Genomic DNA, 15,784 nt, shown 5'->3' on the forward strand with positions numbered 1-15,784 from the left:
GCCTTGCACCGGCGTCTGCAGCGATCGCACATGCCCATGTCCCCGGTCGTTGGAGTGGGCGTTCATTTTTTCAATGGGCCCACGGGGCCGCCATACCGCTTGGGGTCTATGCCGTTGGTAGGGCGCGGCGGCCTTGCTGGACGGGGCAATCGCCGTTATCTTCGCAGTCGCAGAAGAATCCAATGCACATTGACGTTGGGACACTGGGGTATGCCATGAAAATTCTGATCGCCGACGACCACCGGCTCGTCATCGAGGCGGTCAAAGCCAAGTTGTCGGAGCTGGGAGCTGGCATCGAGTTCGTCCTGGCGCTGAGCGTCGACGAACTGCTTGCCGGCGCGACCGACGATCTCGACCTGGCCCTGATCGACCTCAACATGCCCGGCGCGGACGGGCAGGCCCACATCGACGAGATCCGGCGACGACACCCGGCCGTGCCCGTGATCGTGCTGTCGGGCTACGAAGACCCGTCCATCATGCGCAGCGCGCTCGAACGCGGCGTGCTCGGCTTCATTCCCAAGGCCTACTCGCCCGACGTCATGCTGTCGGCGGTGCGCCTGGTGCTGGCGGGCGGCGTGTACGTGCCGCCGATGATGCTCACGGCGCTGCCGCCGGGCATCGTGGCCGGCGTGTCGCCCTCGTCGGCCGCGGCGGGCGAACCCTTTGCGCGCGGCGGCAACGGCGGTGGTGGCACCCAGACCCTCGAACACCTGCGCAGCGTGCTCACCGAGCGGCAGGTCGAGGTGCTGCAACTGCTGTCGCAAGGCAAGCCGAACAAGCTGATCGGGCGCAGCCTTGGCATCAGCGAAGGCACGGTGAAGATCCACCTGGCAGCCATCTTCCGGGCACTCAACGTGCGCAACCGCACCGAAGCGGTGGTGGCGGCGCAGGCGCTGACGGAAGCGCAGCAGGCCTGAAGACGAGGCTCAGTCGGCGAGCGCCGACGCCGGGCGGCGCATGAAGCCGCGCGCGGGCACGATCCATTCGACGCGGTAATCCGTCTCGACGGCGGTGGTCGTCGCGTCCTCCGTGAACAGCATGCGCTCCTCGGCCAGCAGGAAGCGCTGTGCCCCCAGCACCTGGAGCGTGGCGCCGCCGAGGTCCAGGGCCTGCGGCGCAGCGTCCGCCGACAACACCCATCGCACCGGTCCGGGCGCCGCCGCCCGCAGCGCGGCTTCGTGCGCCGCATCGCCGGGCACGCGGCTGATCAGCGCCCAGCCTTCGGTGCCGCCGATTACGAAACTGTTGAGGCCGCTGTCGTGCACGACGCGCACCACGCGCGCGGACAGCGGTGTGACCAGGCCCGCTTCGAGCGCATAGCGGCCGCCGCCCTGGCCGTCGGGATCGAGGTGCCCGATCTCGTCGTAGGCGGGCTCTTCCATGTTCACCGGGCGTCGGCCCTTGGGACCGTCGGCCAGGCGCGGCATGGTCAGCGGGATGCGGCGCAGCGCGCGCGCATGGGCCATGAAGTCGTCGACGCGGGCGAAGGTGGCCAGGTGCTCGAGCACGCGCCGCGTCACGTTCAGCAACTTGAGGCCGCGTTCGGGGCTGACCGCGTCGGCGGGCTTGAGCCACAGGTGTTCGACGGTTTCGCGGCCGTCGGGGCGCACGTCCTGCCCGGCGGGCATCGCGGCCGCGAAGAAGCGCGTGTCGAAGCGGCGCGGCATGCCGGGCGGGGTCAGCCAGTGGCTGAAGTACGCGATGCGGTCGACGGCGAGGCACCAGCCGCGCTCGGCGCACAGGGCGAGCAGGGCGTCGGTGCTGCGTTCGGCGGCGGCGCGCATGGCGTCGAGCTCGCCCGACGTGAGCGCGAGCAGCTCGACCGGCCGGCCCTGCGCATCGTTCGCGAGCAACAGCCCGGCCTCTTCGAAGCATTCGCGGATCGCCGCTGCGTGGAAGTCGAGCCCGCCTTCGGGCAGGCCCAGCCGCGCGCTCGCGGCGGCGTCGTCCAGGCCCGCGCACAGCGGGTGCAGCAGGCGGTCGTGCGCATCGACCATGCCACCCGGGAAGACGCTGGCGCCGCTGTTCTGGTCGTTGGCCTTTTCTGCCCGCCGCAGCATCAGCACTTCGAGGCCTTCGGGGCCGTCGCGCAGGACGACGAGCGTGGCGGCGGTGCGGATGGGGCGAGGGGCGGAGGGCGGGGGCGTCGTGGGGGTCATGGGCGCCTATTTTGCGGCCGGGGGACAATGCGTGCCTCGCGCATCCACCACCCACTTCGCTCCCTGGGAGCCGCCTGTCTTGGACACTCTTCGCACCGATCTCTCCCGCTTCGACGCCGCCATCGTCGACCTCGACGGCACCATGGTCGACACGCTCGGCGACTTTGCCGAGGCCCTGAACCGCATGCTGCGCGACCTCGAGCTGCCGCCGGTGGCGCCCACCGCCATCGAGCGGATGGTGGGCAAGGGGTCGGAGCACCTGATCCTGTCGGCGCTGGCGCACGTGGGCGCGCCGGCCCCGGCGGCGCTGTTCGATCGCGCGTGGGAGCGCTACCAGCACCACTACCTCGAGATCAACGGCCGGTACTCGGCCGCCTACCCCGGCGTGGTCGAGGGCCTGAAGGCGCTGCGCGCGCGCGGGCTGCGGCTGGCCTGCCTCACGAACAAGCCGACCTCCTTCGCCAAGCCGCTGCTGGCCGCGAAGGGGCTCGACGGCTTCTTCGAGCAGGTGTTCGGCGGCGACGCCTTCGAGCGCAAGAAGCCGGATCCGCTGCCGCTGCTGAAGACCTGCGAGGCGCTGGGCACGGTGCCTGCGCGCACGCTGATGGTGGGCGATTCGAGCAACGACGCGCGTGCCGCGCGCGCCGCCGGCTGCCCCGTGGTGCTCGTGACCTACGGCTACAACCACGGCGAGCCGGTGCGCGGCGTGGATGCGGACGGGTTCGTGGAATCGCTGGCCGACCTCGCGGCGGCCTGACGGGCCGCCCGGCTACTTACTGCTTTCCGAGCAGCGCGTCCTTCAGCTTCCAGTCGGCCGGGTTCGGGCCGAGCCAGATGCGCATCAGCGCATTGAAGAACGCCACTTCCTTCACCGGGTCGGGCTGCGGCACGCCGCGCACCGTGATCAGCGTGCCCGTGCCGGGCACCCAGTCGATGGTGAAGGTGTCGCCGGCCTTGAGCTGCTTCTGGTCCGCGAACATCTGGCCCATGCGCAGCAGCCCGGGGATCAGATTGACCATTTCGCTCTTGGGCGAGTTGTCTTCCACGCCCTTCACGAAGAGCTTGCCGAGCTCGTTGGCGTCGATGTCGCGCAGCATCGTGATCGCCACGCGCTTGGGGCCCGGCACGGCCAGCGCCTCTTCGGTGGTCGAGGCCTTCTTGCCCAGGTACAGGCCGGCCGTGTAGACCTTGATGATGGTCTTGTAGCGGATGCCCGCGCCGTTGAGCACCAGCGGGGCGCCGCGCAGGTCCATCTGGTCGTCGAGCTTGACGCCCGCCACCTCGACCTGCGCCGCGAAGGCACTGCCGCAGAGCGCGGCCGACAGGACAGCGAGCGCCGCGAGGCGGGAGAACACGGCCGGGAGCAGGGGTGCGAGCAAGTGAGTCTCCTTGAATTTGCGAACGGTCGTGCGAATGTATCTTTTCGTTTTATCCCGCAGGCTCCGGGGGAACCCTGAAGCCTGCGGTTGCACAAGGCCTGGTTTTCGTGGGCTAAACTCGGCGCTCCATGTTCGTTCATCACATCATTCAAACAGGTGAAGGCAGCCGGGGAGCCTGGCCCTGGCGTCGCCATACATCGCTGACTGTTTGATTGCGCGGCGCACGCCGTGCGCCCGCGGTTCCGAGCCGGCACGCATGCCGGCACCGGGCCACTCTCGTGAATGACCTTGCCACCGGCCAAAGGAGCGTCGGCAGGCAACTGGAGAACGATCCGTGATCACCGAACTTGAATTCAAGAGCCTCAGCGCCCAGGGCTACAACCGCATCCCGCTGATGGCCGAGGCCTTTGCCGACCTCGAAACCCCGCTTTCCCTGTACCTCAAGCTCGCCCATTCGCAGGGCGGCGGCAAGCACAGCTTCCTGCTCGAATCGGTGGTGGGCGGCGAGCGCTTCGGGCGCTACAGCTTCATCGGCCTGCCGGCGCGCACCTTGCTGCGCGCCAGCGGCTTCGGCGACGAGGCCGTCACCGAAGTCGTGACCGACGGCCAGGTCGTCGAGGCCGCCAAGGGCAATCCGCTGGACTTCGTGGCCGACTACCAGAAGCGCTTCAAGGTCGCGCTGCGGCCCGGCCTGCCGCGCTTCTGTGGCGGCCTGGCCGGCTACTTCGGCTACGACACCGTGCGCCACATCGAGCGCAAGCTCGAAAAGAGCTGCCCGCCCGACGCGCTGGGCTGCCCCGACATCCTGCTGCTGCAGTGCGAAGAACTCGCGGTCATCGACAACCTGTCGGGCAAGCTCTACCTCATCGTCTATGCCGATCCGAAGCAGCCCGAGGCCTACGCCGTGGGCAAGCGCCGCCTGCGCGAGCTGAAGGACAAGCTCAAGTACTCGGTGAGCGCGCCCGTCGTGAAGCCCACGCAGGCGCACCCGCCCGAGCGCAGCTTCGCCAAGGCCGACTACCTTGCGGCCGTGGAGCGCGCCAAGGAGATGATCGCCGCCGGCGACTTCATGCAGGTGCAGGTGGGCCAGCGCATCAGCAAGCGCTACACCGAGTCGCCGCTGTCGCTGTACCGCGCGCTGCGTTCGCTGAACCCGTCGCCCTACATGTACTACTACAACCTGGGCGACTTCCACGTGGTGGGCGCCTCGCCCGAGATCCTGGTGCGCCAGGAGAACACGGGCGACGGCGAGCAGAAGATCACCATCCGCCCGCTGGCCGGCACGCGTCCGCGCGGCGCGTCGATCGAGCTCGACAAGGCGGCCGAGGTGGAGCTCATCAACGACCCGAAGGAGCGCGCCGAGCACGTGATGCTGATCGACCTGGCGCGCAACGACATCGGCCGCATCGCCAAGACCGGCACCGTGAAGGTGACCGAGGCCTTCGCGGTGGAGCGCTACAGCCACGTGATGCACATCGTGAGCAACGTCGAAGGCACGCTGAAGGACGGCATGACCGCCATCGACGTGCTCAAGGCCACGTTCCCCGCCGGCACGCTGACCGGCGCGCCCAAGGTGCACGCGATGGAACTCATCGACCAGCTCGAGCCCACCAAGCGCGGCCTGTACGGCGGCGCCTGCGGCTACATCAGCTACGCGGGCGACATGGACGTGGCCATCGCGATCCGCACCGGCATCGTGAAGGACCAGATGCTGCACGTGCAGGCCGCGGCCGGCGTGGTGGCCGACTCGGTGCCCGAGCTGGAGTGGAAGGAAACAGAAGCCAAGGCGCGCGCACTCCTGCGTGCCGCCGAACTGGTCGAGGAAGGCCTGGAATGAGCAACGTACCCGACATCCAGAACGACTTCTCGCACGAGATCATCGGCGCCGCCGTCGAGGTGCAGCGCGTGCTCGGCACGGGGCTCGACGAAGGGGCCTATGCCGCAGCGCTGGCCATCGAACTCGCCGAGCGCGAGATCGGCTTCACGCGCGACGTGGCGCTGTCGGCCAGCTACAAGGGCCGGTCGCTCGGCGAGGTGTACCGCGCGGGCTTCGTGATCGAGCAGTCGGTCATCGTCGAACTGCGCGCCGTCGACGTGCTGACCGACCTGCACCGCGCGCAGGTGCTCGCCGCACTGCGCTTGTCGGGCCTCAAGCTGGGCCTCCTCATCAACTTCAACGTGTTCCCCGTCGTCAAGGGCGTGCACCGGATTGTGAGCAAGCCATGAAACTGCTGATGATCGACAACTACGATTCGTTCACCTACAACATCGTCCAGTACTTCGGCGAGCTGGGAGCGGACGTGCAGGTGCACCGCAACGACGAGATCACCGTCGAGCAGATCGGCGCGCTGATCGCCTCGGGCGTGACGCGGCTGGTGGTGTCGCCGGGTCCGTGTTCGCCGGCAGAGGCGGGCGTTTCGGTGGCGGCAATCAAGGAATTCGCGGGCAAGCTGCCGATTCTTGGCGTGTGCCTGGGCCACCAGGCCATCGGCGCGGCCTTCGGCGGCAAGATCGTGCGCGCGCAGCAGCTCATGCACGGCAAGACCAGCGAGATCACGACCACGCAAGAGGGCGTGTTCGCGGGGCTGCCGCAGAAGTTCATCGTCAACCGGTACCACTCGCTTTCGATCGAGCGCGAGAGCTGCCCGAAAGAACTGGCTGTCACCGCGTGGACCGACGACGGGGAGATCATGGGCGTGCGGCACACCGGCTTTGCGCACGACGTGCGCATCGAAGGCGTGCAGTTCCATCCTGAATCGATCCTCACCGAGCACGGCCACGCCATGCTCAAGAACTTTCTGGACTGACCCACCATGACCGAACGCACTCCCATCGTCGACCTGCGCAGCGACACCGTCACGCAGCCCACGCCCGCGATGCGCGAGGCCATGGCGGCTGCGCCGCTGGGCGACGACGTCTTCGGCACCGACCCGAGCGTCAATGCGCTGCAGGAGAAGATCGCCGCGCTGCTGGGCTTCGAGGCGGCGCTGTTCGTGCCCACCGGCACGCAGAGCAACCTGTGCGCGATCCTGTCGCACTGCGGCCGCGGCGACGAGTACATCGTCGGCCAGCAGGCGCACGCCTACCGCTGGGAAGGCGGCGGCGCCGCGGTGTTCGGCAGCGTGCAGCCGCAGCCGCTGGACCACGCGCCCGACGGCACGCTGCCGCTCGCGCAGATCGAGGCGGCCGTCAAGCCCGATGACGCGCACTTTGCGCGCACGAAGCTGCTGGCGCTGGAGAACACGCTGGGCGGCAAGCTGCTGCCCTTCGAGTACGTGCAGGCCGCGACCGACCTGGCGAAAAGCAAGGGGCTGCAGCGGCACCTGGATGGCGCGCGGCTTTTCAATGCCGCCACCGCACAGGCTGCGCTGAACAAGCGAACCGACATCCGCGCCGAAGCCCGCCGCATCGCGCAGTGCTTCGACAGCGTGTCGGTGTGCTTCAGCAAGGGCCTGGGCGCACCGATCGGCTCGACGCTGGTCGGCTCGCGCGAGTTCATTGCGCGCGCCCACCGCATCCGCAAGATGGCGGGCGGCGGCATGCGGCAGGCCGGCCTGCTGGCGGCGGCGGCCTCGCATGCGCTCGACCACCACATCGACCGCCTGGCCGATGACCATGCGCTGGCGCAGCGCCTCGCACAGGGGCTCAAGGGCATTGAAGGCCTGAAGGTCGAGGCGCCGCACACGAACATCGTGTTCGTCGATCTCACGGGGGCAGCGCAGGCGCGCTCTGCGGAGCTGCTCGCCAGCCTCAACCAACAGGGCATCCTCGCGACCGGGCTGTACCGCCTGCGCTTCGTGACGCACCTGGATGTCGACGCCGCGGGCGTCGACCGCGCCGTCGCGGCGATCCGCGGCTTCTTCAAGGCTTGAGAAGGTGTGAACGAACCCGCCATGTCCGCTCATCCCGCCCAGACACGCCCCCTCTGCGTTGCAAATGCTCGCCATAGCTCGAGCTATGGCTGCGCTTTGCGCCTTGAGGGGGCGTGTCTGGGCGGGCTGCTCGGCCACGCCGGATTCATTCACACCTTCTGAAGCCTGGCTACACGCACACACCGAGGAGACCCTTCATGATCACCCCCCAGGAAGCGCTGCAGCGCACCATCGAACACCGCGAAGTCTTCCACGACGAGATGCTGCACATCGTGCGGCTCATCATGAGCGGCGAGTGTTCGCCCGTGATGATGGCCGCGCTGATCACCGGCCTGCGCGTGAAGAAGGAAACCATCGGCGAGATCACCGCCGCCGCGCAGGTGATGCGCGAGGTGTCGACCAAGGTGCCCGTGGCCGACACCACGAACCTCGTGGACATCGTGGGCACCGGTGGCGACGGCTCGCACACCTTCAACATTTCGACCTGCTCGATGTTCGTGGCGGCCGCGGCCGGCGCCAAGGTGAGCAAGCATGGCGGTCGCAGCGTGTCGAGCAAGTCGGGCAGTGCCGACGTGCTGGAGTCGCTGGGCGTCAACATCAACCTCAAGCCCGAGCAGATCGCGCAGTGCATCGCGCAGGTCGGCATCGGCTTCATGTTCGCGCCGAACCACCATCCCGCGATGAAGAACGTCGCGCCGGTGCGCAAGGAACTCGGCATCAAGACGATCTTCAACATCCTCGGCCCGCTGACCAACCCGGCCGGCGCGCCGAACATCCTGATGGGCGTGTTCCACCCCGACCTCGTGGGCATCCAGGTGCGCGCGCTGCAGCGCCTCGGTGCCGAGCATGCGGTGGTGGTCTACGGCCGCGACGGCATGGACGAGATCTCGCTGGGCGCGGCCACCATGATCGGCGAGCTCAAGGACGGCGAGATACGCGAGTACGAGCTGCACCCCGAAGACTTCGGCTTCCAGATGGCGAGCAACCGTTCGCTGCGCGTCGAGACGCCCGAGCAATCGAAGGCCATGCTGATCGGCGTGCTGGACAACCAGGCCGGCCCGGCGCTGGACATCGTGCTCCTCAACGCGGGCGCGGCGCTGTACGCGGCCAACGTGGTCGACTCGGTGCCGGCGGGCGTGGAGCGCTCGCGCCAGGCCATCGCGTCGGGTGCGGCCAGGGCCAAGCTCGACGAGCTGGTCAAGGCCTCCACCTCCTTCTGAGAATCAGGCCGTCGTGCCACCGAAAGCAGAGCAAGCCATGTCAGACATTCTCGACAAGATCGTCGCCGTCAAACGCCAGGAAGTCGCCGCCGCGCTGAAGCGCGCCCCGCTCGAAGCCGTGCGCTTCGACGCCGAAAGCCGCGTGCTCACGCGCGACTTCGAGGCCGCCTTGCGCGCCAAGATCGCGGCCGGCCAGGCGGCGGTGATCGCCGAGGTCAAGAAGGCCAGCCCGAGCAAGGGCGTGCTGCGCGAAGACTTCATTCCGGCCGACATCGCGCAAAGCTATGCCGAGGGCGACGGCGTGGTGAGCGCGGCCTGCCTCTCGGTGCTGACCGACAAGCAGTTCTTCCAGGGCGGCGTCGACTACCTGAAGCAGGCGCGCGCCTCGTGCGACCTGCCCGTGCTGCGCAAGGATTTCATCGTCGACGCCTACCAGGTGTACGAATCGCGCGCGATGGGCGCCGACGCGATCCTGCTGATCGCCGCCTGCCTCGACGACGCGCAGATGAAGGACTACGAGGCCATCGCGCGCGGGCTGGGCATGGCGGTGCTGGTCGAAGTGCACGACGCGGCTGAACTCGAGCGCGCGCTGAAGCTCAAGACGGCGCTCATCGGCGTCAACAACCGCAACCTGCGCAACTTCGAGGTGTCGATCCAGGCCACCATCGATCTGCTGCCCAGGCTGCCGGCGGACCGCCTGCCGGTGACCGAATCGGGCATTGCCACGCGCGAGGACGTCGCCACGCTGCGCGCTGCGGGCGTCAACGCCTTCCTGGTCGGCGAAGCCTTCATGCGCGCCAAGGAACCCGGCGAGGCGCTCGCCGCATTGTTCAAATGACGCGGCCGGACCAGCTGTCCAGCAGCGATCCTGCCGACTGGCCGGTGGCGCCGGGCTGGCAGCCGCTGGTCGACGATTTCTTCGCCAGCGCGGTCGGGCAGAAGCTGCAGGGTTTCCTGCGCGAGCGCCTCGACGCCGGGGCGGTGATCTTTCCGCCGCAGCCGCTGCGGGCGCTGGAGCTCACGCCGCCGGAAGACGTGCGGGTGGTGATCCTGGGCCAGGACCCGTACCACGGGCGCGGGCAAGCCGAGGGCCTGGCCTTCTCGGTGGCGTCGGGCGTGGCGCTGCCGCCGTCGCTGCGCAACATCTTCAAGGAGCTCCAGCGCGACCTGGGCACGCCGCCGCCGGCATTTCCGAACCCGGGCGGCAGTCTCGTGAAGTGGGCGACGCACGGCGTGCTGCTGCTCAACACCTGCCTCACGGTCGAAGAAGCCCAGCCGGCCAGCCATGCAGGCCGCGGCTGGGAGGTGCTGACCGACGCCGTGATTCGCCATGTGGCGCAGGGCGAACGACCTGTTGTTTTTATGCTATGGGGCTCGCACGCGCAAAGTAAGCGTGCGTTGATCGACGTTGGGCGCCATAAGGTGCTGATGTCGAATCATCCCTCGCCGCTTTCTGCGCTTCGGCCGCCGGTTCCGTTCATCGGCTGCGGTCATTTTGGTCAAGCCCGTGCATGGCGTGAGGCGCAGCAGTCGGGAGGCTCCGAACTTCGCTCATAATCAGAGGCTTCACACCTCGAGCAGGTTTCCACGCTTCATCTTTTGCTGGGAATCCTGTGTAGTCACAAAATCGTGCTATATTTCGAGGTTCGCCGGAGAGGTGGCCGAGTGGTTAATGGCAGCAGACTGTAAATCTGCCCTCTTACGAGTACGCTGGTTCGAATCCAGCCCTCTCCACCAGCGATGAATTTGGTTTCTAAGAGCGATTGGATCTAGCGCTTTGGGTGCCTTGAAGTGCCCCCGATGCGGGAGTAGTTCAATGGTAGAACCCCAGCCTTCCAAGCTGATGACGCGGGTTCGATTCCCGTCTCCCGCTCCAGAGACCCGGTTCGGCGCCGGAAGCGATTTGGTTAGAACAAAAGCCCTTTTGGCTCAGTGGTAGAGCACTCCCTTGGTAAGGGAGAGGTCGCGGGTCCGATTCCCGCAAAGGGCACCAGTTTTCTGGGGTTGCAACGACAGGCTTGCGACCCATCTGCATGCGTTGAAATCGTTTTTTTCGGAGTCGAAAAATGGCAAAAGGTAAATTCACCCGCACCAAGCCGCACGTGAACGTGGGCACGATCGGTCACGTTGACCACGGCAAGACCACGCTGACGGCGGCGATCGCCACCGTGCTGTCGGCCAAGTTCGGCGGCGAAGCCAAGGCTTACGACCAGATCGACGCAGCGCCTGAAGAAAAGGCCCGCGGCATCACGATCAACACCGCGCACGTCGAGTACGAAACGGCCAACCGCCACTACGCACACGTGGACTGCCCCGGCCACGCCGACTACGTGAAGAACATGATCACCGGCGCTGCCCAGATGGACGGCGCCATCCTGGTGTGCTCGGCCGCTGACGGCCCGATGCCCCAGACCCGTGAGCACATCCTGCTGGCTCGCCAGGTGGGCGTGGGCTACATCATCGTGTTCCTGAACAAGTGCGACATGGTCGACGACAAGGAGCTGCTCGAGCTGGTCGAAATGGAAGTTCGCGAACTCCTCGACAAGTACGAATTCCCCGGCGACGACACCCCCATCATCCACGGCTCGGCCAAGCTCGCCCTGGAAGGCGACAAGGGTGATCTGGGCGAAGGCGCCATCATGAAGCTGGCAGAAGCGCTGGACACGTACATCCCCACGCCCGAGCGCGCTGTGGACGGCACGTTCCTGATGCCCGTGGAAGACGTGTTCTCGATCTCGGGTCGCGGCACCGTGGTGACCGGCGCTGTCGAGCGCGGCGTGATCAAGGTCGGCGAAGAAATCGAAATCGTCGGTATCCGCCCCACCGTCAAGACCACCTGCACCGGCGTGGAAATGTTCCGCAAGCTGCTGGACCAAGGTCAAGCTGGCGACAACGTCGGCGTGCTGCTGCGCGGCACGAAGCGCGAAGAAGTCGAACGCGGCCAAGTTCTGTGCAAGCCCGGCTCGATCAAGCCGCACGTGCACTTCACCGCCGAGGTGTATGTCCTGTCCAAGGACGAAGGCGGCCGTCACACGCCGTTCTTCAACAACTACCGTCCGCAGTTCTACTTCCGCACGACGGACGTGACCGGCGCGATCGAGCTGCCCGCGGACAAGGAAATGGTCATGCCCGGCGACAACGTCAGCATCACCGTGAAGCTGATCAACCCGATCGCGATGGAAGAAGGCCTGCGCTTCGCCATCCGTGAAGGCGGCCGTACCGTGGGTTCGGGCGTCGTGGCCAAGATCCTCGACATCTAAGCCGAGCGTAAAGAGTACCGGAGGGGTATAGCTCAATTGGCAGAGCGTCGGTCTCCAAAACCGAAGGTTGTAGGTTCGATTCCTACTGCCCCTGCCACCTAGGTGGCACCCCGACAAGCCCATCGCGATCCGATGGGCTTCGGCGTCTCAAGAGACGCATTGAATTGAAGGCCGCGAGGCCACAGGAAATCAGCCGACATGGCCACTTCTCAAATCGAAACCGTGAGCACGGGTGCCGACAAAGCCAAGCTGGCTGCGGCGGTGGTGCTGGCAGTGGGCGCCATCGTGGCGTTCTACCTGCTGTCGCGCCAAGGCTCGCTGGTGCAATGGGCTGCGCTGCTGGTCGGCCTGGCTGCGGCCGTGGGCGCCTTCGGCAGCTCCGAGAATGGCCGTCAGCTGTGGGCTTTCGGTCGTGACTCGTGGCGCGAGGTCAAGAAGGTCGTGTGGCCGACCCGCAAGGAATCGATGCAGATGACGGCCTATGTGTTCGCCTTCGTGGCGATCATGTCCGTCTTCCTCTGGCTCACCGACAAGACGCTCGAATGGGTGTTCTTTGACCTCATTCTGGGCTGGAGAAAATAATGACCGACGACGCAGTTGAAACCACGCAGAGCACGCCGGAAGAGGAGCAGAACCCTCTCCTGACCCCCGCTGCCAACCCTGATCTGCGTTGGTACGTGGTGCATGCCTACTCGGGCATGGAAAAGGCTGTCGAGCGCAACATCACCGAGCGCATCACCCGCGCTGGCATGCAGGACAAGTTCGGCCGCATCCTGGTTCCGACCGAAGAAGTGGTCGAGATCAAGAACGGCCAGAAGCGCACCACCGAGCGCCGTTTCTTCCCGGGCTACGTGCTGGTCGAAATGATCATGGACGATGAGAGCTGGCACCTGGTGAAGCACACCAACAAGGTGACGGGTTTCGTGGGCGGCGCCAAGAACCGTCCGGCCCCGATCTCGCAGAAAGAGGTCGAGGACATCGTCAACCAGATGCAGCAGGGCACCGAGAAGCCGCGCCACAAGGTCGAGTTCACCGTGGGTGAGTTCGTGCGCGTCAAGGAAGGTCCGTTCACCGACTTCAACGGCACGGTGGAAGACGTCAACTACGAGAAGAGCAAGGTCAGCGTGTCGGTCATGATTTTCGGCCGCGCCACCCCTGTGGAGCTCGAATTCGGTCAGGTCGAGAAGACCTGATCCCGCGGCCTGCCTTCGGGCGGGCCTGCCAGTTTCCGGCTGCGCGTTGTCCGACTCGGCGCGCGGCCTTGATCGAAGAGTCGTTTAACCCCGGGGAGCCGCGGCGAGAGCCAAGGCGATATCACCCGCAAGGAGCAAAGCATGGCGAAAAAAATCGTCGGCTTCATTAAGCTGCAAGTGCCAGCTGGTAAGGCCAACCCGTCCCCGCCGATCGGTCCCGCACTGGGTCAGCGCGGTCTGAACATCATGGAGTTCTGCAAGGCGTTCAACGCGCAAACCCAAGGCGTCGAGCCGGGTCTGCCGCTGCCGGTGGTCATCACCGCGTTCGCTGACAAGAGCTTCACCTTCATCATCAAGACGCCCCCGGCGATCACCTTGATCAAGAAGGCCATCAAGCTGGACAAGGGCTCGGCCCGTCCGCACACCGACAAGGTCGGCAAGATCACGCGCGCTCAGCTCGAAGAAATCGCCAAGGCCAAGATGAAGGACCTGACTGCCGCCGACCTCGACGCAGCAGTTCGCACCATCGCCGGCTCGGCCCGCTCGATGGGCGTGAATGTGGAGGGCGTGTAAATGTCCAAGATCACCAAGAAGCAAAAGTCGCTGCAAGGCAAGGTCGACAGCAACAAGCTGTACCCCCTGGCTGACGCCATCGTCATCGTCAAGGATGCCGCCACCGCCAAGTTCGACGAATCGATCGACGTGGCCGTGCAACTGGGCATCGACGCGAAGAAGTCGGACCAGGTGGTTCGCGGTGCTGTCGTGCTGCCGAACGGCACCGGCAAGACCAAGCGCGTCGCCGTGTTCGCCCAAGGCGCCAAGGCTGAAGAAGCCAAGGCCGCCGGCGCCGACATCGTCGGCATGGACGACCTGGCTGCGATGGTCAAGGCTGGCGACATGCCTTTCGACGTCGTGATCGCTGCCCCCGATGCCATGCGCGTCGTCGGTACGCTCGGTCAGATCCTCGGCCCGCGTGGCCTGATGCCCAACCCCAAGGTTGGCACCGTGACGCCTGACGTCGCCACCGCTGTCAAGAACGCCAAGGCTGGCCAGGTCCAGTTCCGCGTTGACAAGGCCGGCATCATCCACGGCACGATCGGCCGTCGCTCGTTCGACAACGACAAGCTGCAAGGCAACCTCGCTGCGCTGATCGACGCTCTGGTCAAGGCCAAGCCGGCGACCAGCAAGGGCGTGTACCTGCGCAAGGTGGCTGTGTCGTCGACCATGGGTCTGGGTGTCCGCGTGGACACGCAAACCATCTCGGCGAGCTAAAGAGATTTGCCCGATCCCGCAAGGAGAGGGCAGATGTGGTGGGTCGCGGCAGCTTCGGTTGCCGCGAGCCATCCAAGACCGCTGGTGTGCAGGGCGCTGCACTTAATGGCCGGATCGATCCTTCCGGTATCCAGCGCAGATGGCGACCCCACTGCAAGGAATTTGATTTTTGTTCCGAAACAGTTGGTCGCTGCATGAAGCGCGATCCGAGGCCCCGGCCGAAGGTCGCATTAAAAGGAGTAGACCTTGAGTCTGAATCGCAGTGAGAAAGAAGCGGTCATCAGTGATGTGACCAGCCTCGCCGCAAAAGCTCAAACGCTCGTGATGGCGGAATACCGTGGCATCACGGTGGCCGATATGACCAAACTGCGCAGCGAAGCGCGCAGCAACGGTGTGACCCTGAGTGTTCTGAAGAACACGCTGGCTCGCCGTGCTGTCGCTGGCAGCCCGTTTGAGATCGTCGGCGACCAGATGACCGGTCCGCTGATCTATGGCTTCTCCGAAGACGCTGTGGCTGCCGCAAAGGTGGTGGCCAATTTCGCGAAGACCAACGACAAGTTGGTGATTCGCGGTGGCGCATTCGGTGGCAAGGCCCTGGACGTCGAAGGCGTGAAGCAACTGGCCAACATCCCTTCCAAGGAAGTGCTGCTGGCGCAACTGCTGGGCTTGATGCAATCCCCGATTTCTCGTACCGCCCGCGTGCTCGCGGCGCTGGCCGAGAAGCGTGGTGGTGGCGAAGCTGCACCCGTCGCCGATGCACCGGCAGAAGAAGCGCAGGCCGCCTGAGCGCGCCCTCGTTTTTGAATATTCAACCCAATTGTTAGGAAACAAAAATGGCATTCGATAAAGACGCATTTCTGACCGCGCTCGACGCAATGACGGTCCTGGAACTCAACGACCTGGTGAAGGCCATCGAAGAGAAGTTTGGCGTGAGCGCCGCAGCCATGTCGGCACCCGCTGCCGGCGGTGGCGCTGCTGCTGCAGTCGCTGAAGAGCAAACCGAATTCAACGTCATGCTGATGGATGCTGGCGCGAACAAGGTGTCGGCGATCAAGGCCGTGCGCGAAATCACCGGCCTGGGCCTCAAGGAAGCCAAGGACCTGGTGGAAGCCGCTCCCAAGGCTGTCAAGGAAGGCCTGTCGAAGGCTGACGCTGAAGCCGCCAAGAAGAAGCTGGAAGATGCCGGCGCCAAGGTGGAACTGAAGTAATTCAGACCCCCTAGAGGGCTGGAGGTGCCTGAAAAGGCCCTCCAGCCTTTGCCGCTTTCAGAGCGCACCCAAAAGCCGGCTTGGCGCCGGTTTTCTCAGAGACTGAAAGGTCGATGAAAAAGCAAAAGCCAAGACGTTTTTGAGTGTCTTCTGAACCCGACTGCAGAAGACCCCTTGGTTCGGGCGATGTGCAATGCATCGCCGTCCGCCAACGGCTGGTA

The 15,784-nt window shown here is 65.8% G+C and carries 18 protein-coding genes and 4 tRNA genes; 20 read left to right on the forward strand and 2 right to left on the reverse strand.

Annotation, left to right across the window (positions count from 1 at the left end):
* Positions 1 to 215: 215 nt before the first annotated feature.
* Positions 216 to 917: a response regulator transcription factor gene (locus ACAM42_RS03135; RefSeq protein ID WP_095743417.1), complete on the forward strand. Its 702-nt coding sequence runs from the start codon at positions 216 to 218 to the stop codon at positions 915 to 917.
* Positions 918 to 926: 9 nt separating this feature from the next.
* Here the strand turns inward: ACAM42_RS03135 and ACAM42_RS03140 are convergent, their stop codons facing one another.
* Entirely contained in the window at positions 927 to 2,159 is a 1,233-nt protein-coding gene (locus ACAM42_RS03140; protein ID WP_369631085.1) for an NUDIX domain-containing protein, read from the reverse strand.
* Positions 2,160 to 2,238: 79 nt separating this feature from the next.
* On the opposite strand from ACAM42_RS03140, the gene ACAM42_RS03145 reads away from it, so the two are divergent.
* Entirely contained in the window at positions 2,239 to 2,916 is a 678-nt protein-coding gene (locus ACAM42_RS03145) for a phosphoglycolate phosphatase (protein ID WP_369631086.1), read from the forward strand.
* 16 nt (positions 2,917 to 2,932) lie between these two features.
* Here the strand turns inward: ACAM42_RS03145 and ACAM42_RS03150 are convergent, their stop codons facing one another.
* Positions 2,933 to 3,538 carry a chalcone isomerase family protein gene (locus tag ACAM42_RS03150; RefSeq protein ID WP_095743420.1) on the reverse strand — a complete coding sequence of 202 codons (606 nt, stop codon included), beginning with the start codon at positions 3,536 to 3,538 and terminating at the stop codon, positions 2,933 to 2,935.
* Between the two features lie 334 nt (positions 3,539 to 3,872).
* Here ACAM42_RS03150 and trpE point away from each other — a divergent pair, with 334 nt between their 5' ends.
* The 18 genes from trpE (at position 3,873) to rplL (ending at position 15,563) form a co-directional block, all read left to right on the forward strand.
* On the forward strand, positions 3,873 to 5,375 hold the full coding sequence (gene trpE / locus ACAM42_RS03155; RefSeq protein WP_369631087.1) for an anthranilate synthase component I: 1,503 nt from the start codon (positions 3,873 to 3,875) through the stop codon (positions 5,373 to 5,375).
* Entirely contained in the window at positions 5,372 to 5,764 is a 393-nt protein-coding gene (locus ACAM42_RS03160) for a GxxExxY protein (RefSeq protein ID WP_369631088.1), read from the forward strand. The genes trpE and ACAM42_RS03160 overlap by 4 nt, the downstream gene beginning before the upstream one ends.
* The gene (locus tag ACAM42_RS03165; RefSeq protein WP_369631089.1) at positions 5,761 to 6,345 is read left to right on the forward strand and encodes an aminodeoxychorismate/anthranilate synthase component II; all 585 of its coding nucleotides are present in this window, start codon (positions 5,761 to 5,763) and stop codon (positions 6,343 to 6,345) included. The genes ACAM42_RS03160 and ACAM42_RS03165 overlap by 4 nt, the downstream gene beginning before the upstream one ends.
* 6 nt (positions 6,346 to 6,351) lie before the next feature.
* Positions 6,352 to 7,410, forward strand: coding sequence for a low-specificity L-threonine aldolase (gene ltaE / locus ACAM42_RS03170; RefSeq protein ID WP_369631090.1), 1,059 nt, complete (start codon positions 6,352 to 6,354; stop codon positions 7,408 to 7,410).
* Between the two features lie 197 nt (positions 7,411 to 7,607).
* Positions 7,608 to 8,630 (forward strand): anthranilate phosphoribosyltransferase, encoded by a 1,023-nt coding sequence (gene trpD, locus ACAM42_RS03175; RefSeq protein WP_095950914.1) that lies wholly within the window; start codon positions 7,608 to 7,610, stop codon positions 8,628 to 8,630.
* A 37-nt stretch (positions 8,631 to 8,667) separates the two neighbouring features.
* A complete protein-coding gene (gene trpC / locus ACAM42_RS03180) occupies positions 8,668 to 9,468 on the forward strand; it encodes an indole-3-glycerol phosphate synthase TrpC (protein WP_369631091.1) in 801 nt (266 codons plus the stop codon).
* Positions 9,465 to 10,187, forward strand: coding sequence for a uracil-DNA glycosylase (locus ACAM42_RS03185; protein ID WP_095950912.1), 723 nt, complete (start codon positions 9,465 to 9,467; stop codon positions 10,185 to 10,187). The genes trpC and ACAM42_RS03185 overlap by 4 nt, the downstream gene beginning before the upstream one ends.
* A 94-nt stretch (positions 10,188 to 10,281) precedes the next feature.
* Positions 10,282 to 10,367 (forward strand) — tRNA-Tyr (locus ACAM42_RS03190).
* A 65-nt stretch (positions 10,368 to 10,432) separates the two neighbouring features.
* A tRNA-Gly gene (locus ACAM42_RS03195) sits at positions 10,433 to 10,506 on the forward strand.
* Between the two features lie 42 nt (positions 10,507 to 10,548).
* A tRNA-Thr gene (locus ACAM42_RS03200) sits at positions 10,549 to 10,623 on the forward strand.
* A gap of 73 nt (positions 10,624 to 10,696) precedes the next feature.
* Positions 10,697 to 11,890 (forward strand): elongation factor Tu, encoded by a 1,194-nt coding sequence (tuf, locus tag ACAM42_RS03205; protein ID WP_062478858.1) that lies wholly within the window; start codon positions 10,697 to 10,699, stop codon positions 11,888 to 11,890.
* A 21-nt stretch (positions 11,891 to 11,911) separates the two neighbouring features.
* A tRNA-Trp gene (locus ACAM42_RS03210) sits at positions 11,912 to 11,987 on the forward strand.
* A 101-nt stretch (positions 11,988 to 12,088) separates the two neighbouring features.
* Positions 12,089 to 12,472 (forward strand): preprotein translocase subunit SecE, encoded by a 384-nt coding sequence (secE, locus tag ACAM42_RS03215; RefSeq protein ID WP_062479313.1) that lies wholly within the window; start codon positions 12,089 to 12,091, stop codon positions 12,470 to 12,472.
* On the forward strand, positions 12,472 to 13,083 hold the full coding sequence (gene nusG, locus ACAM42_RS03220; protein WP_062479316.1) for a transcription termination/antitermination protein NusG: 612 nt from the start codon (positions 12,472 to 12,474) through the stop codon (positions 13,081 to 13,083). The genes secE and nusG overlap by 1 nt, the downstream gene beginning before the upstream one ends.
* 141 nt (positions 13,084 to 13,224) lie before the next feature.
* On the forward strand, positions 13,225 to 13,656 hold the full coding sequence (gene rplK / locus ACAM42_RS03225) for a 50S ribosomal protein L11 (RefSeq protein ID WP_056584627.1): 432 nt from the start codon (positions 13,225 to 13,227) through the stop codon (positions 13,654 to 13,656).
* Positions 13,657 to 14,355, forward strand: a complete 699-nt coding sequence (gene rplA, locus ACAM42_RS03230; protein ID WP_062479319.1) for a 50S ribosomal protein L1 — start codon at positions 13,657 to 13,659, stop codon at positions 14,353 to 14,355.
* Positions 14,356 to 14,601: 246 nt separating this feature from the next.
* Entirely contained in the window at positions 14,602 to 15,141 is a 540-nt protein-coding gene (gene rplJ / locus ACAM42_RS03235) for a 50S ribosomal protein L10 (protein ID WP_056584633.1), read from the forward strand.
* A 47-nt stretch (positions 15,142 to 15,188) separates the two neighbouring features.
* Complete coding sequence (rplL, locus tag ACAM42_RS03240; protein WP_070063901.1) at positions 15,189 to 15,563, forward strand: 50S ribosomal protein L7/L12; 375 nt, start codon at positions 15,189 to 15,191, stop codon at positions 15,561 to 15,563.
* Positions 15,564 to 15,784 lie beyond the last annotated feature (221 nt).

The organism is Variovorax sp. V35 (assembly GCF_041154465.1).
Classification (GTDB): Bacteria; Pseudomonadota; Gammaproteobacteria; order Burkholderiales; family Burkholderiaceae_C; genus Variovorax; species Variovorax boronicumulans.

What these genes read in the sequence shown, in the direction of transcription:
- rplL (WP_070063901.1), top strand. Translation starts at nt 15,189, where the DNA reads ATGGCATTCGATAAAGACGCATTTCTGACCGCGCTCGACGCAATGACG.
- ACAM42_RS03185 (WP_095950912.1), top strand. Translation starts at nt 9,465, where the DNA reads ATGACGCGGCCGGACCAGCTGTCCAGCAGCGATCCTGCCGACTGGCCG.
- ACAM42_RS03140 (WP_369631085.1), bottom strand. Translation starts at nt 2,159, where the DNA reads ATGACCCCCACGACGCCCCCGCCCTCCGCCCCTCGCCCCATCCGCACC.
- ACAM42_RS03165 (WP_369631089.1), top strand. Translation starts at nt 5,761, where the DNA reads ATGAAACTGCTGATGATCGACAACTACGATTCGTTCACCTACAACATC.
- ltaE (WP_369631090.1), top strand. Translation starts at nt 6,352, where the DNA reads ATGACCGAACGCACTCCCATCGTCGACCTGCGCAGCGACACCGTCACG.
- tuf (WP_062478858.1), top strand. Translation starts at nt 10,697, where the DNA reads ATGGCAAAAGGTAAATTCACCCGCACCAAGCCGCACGTGAACGTGGGC.
- trpD (WP_095950914.1), top strand. Translation starts at nt 7,608, where the DNA reads ATGATCACCCCCCAGGAAGCGCTGCAGCGCACCATCGAACACCGCGAA.
- rplA (WP_062479319.1), top strand. Translation starts at nt 13,657, where the DNA reads ATGTCCAAGATCACCAAGAAGCAAAAGTCGCTGCAAGGCAAGGTCGAC.
- secE (WP_062479313.1), top strand. Translation starts at nt 12,089, where the DNA reads ATGGCCACTTCTCAAATCGAAACCGTGAGCACGGGTGCCGACAAAGCC.
- rplK (WP_056584627.1), top strand. Translation starts at nt 13,225, where the DNA reads ATGGCGAAAAAAATCGTCGGCTTCATTAAGCTGCAAGTGCCAGCTGGT.
- trpC (WP_369631091.1), top strand. Translation starts at nt 8,668, where the DNA reads ATGTCAGACATTCTCGACAAGATCGTCGCCGTCAAACGCCAGGAAGTC.
- nusG (WP_062479316.1), top strand. Translation starts at nt 12,472, where the DNA reads ATGACCGACGACGCAGTTGAAACCACGCAGAGCACGCCGGAAGAGGAG.
- ACAM42_RS03160 (WP_369631088.1), top strand. Translation starts at nt 5,372, where the DNA reads ATGAGCAACGTACCCGACATCCAGAACGACTTCTCGCACGAGATCATC.
- ACAM42_RS03135 (WP_095743417.1), top strand. Translation starts at nt 216, where the DNA reads ATGAAAATTCTGATCGCCGACGACCACCGGCTCGTCATCGAGGCGGTC.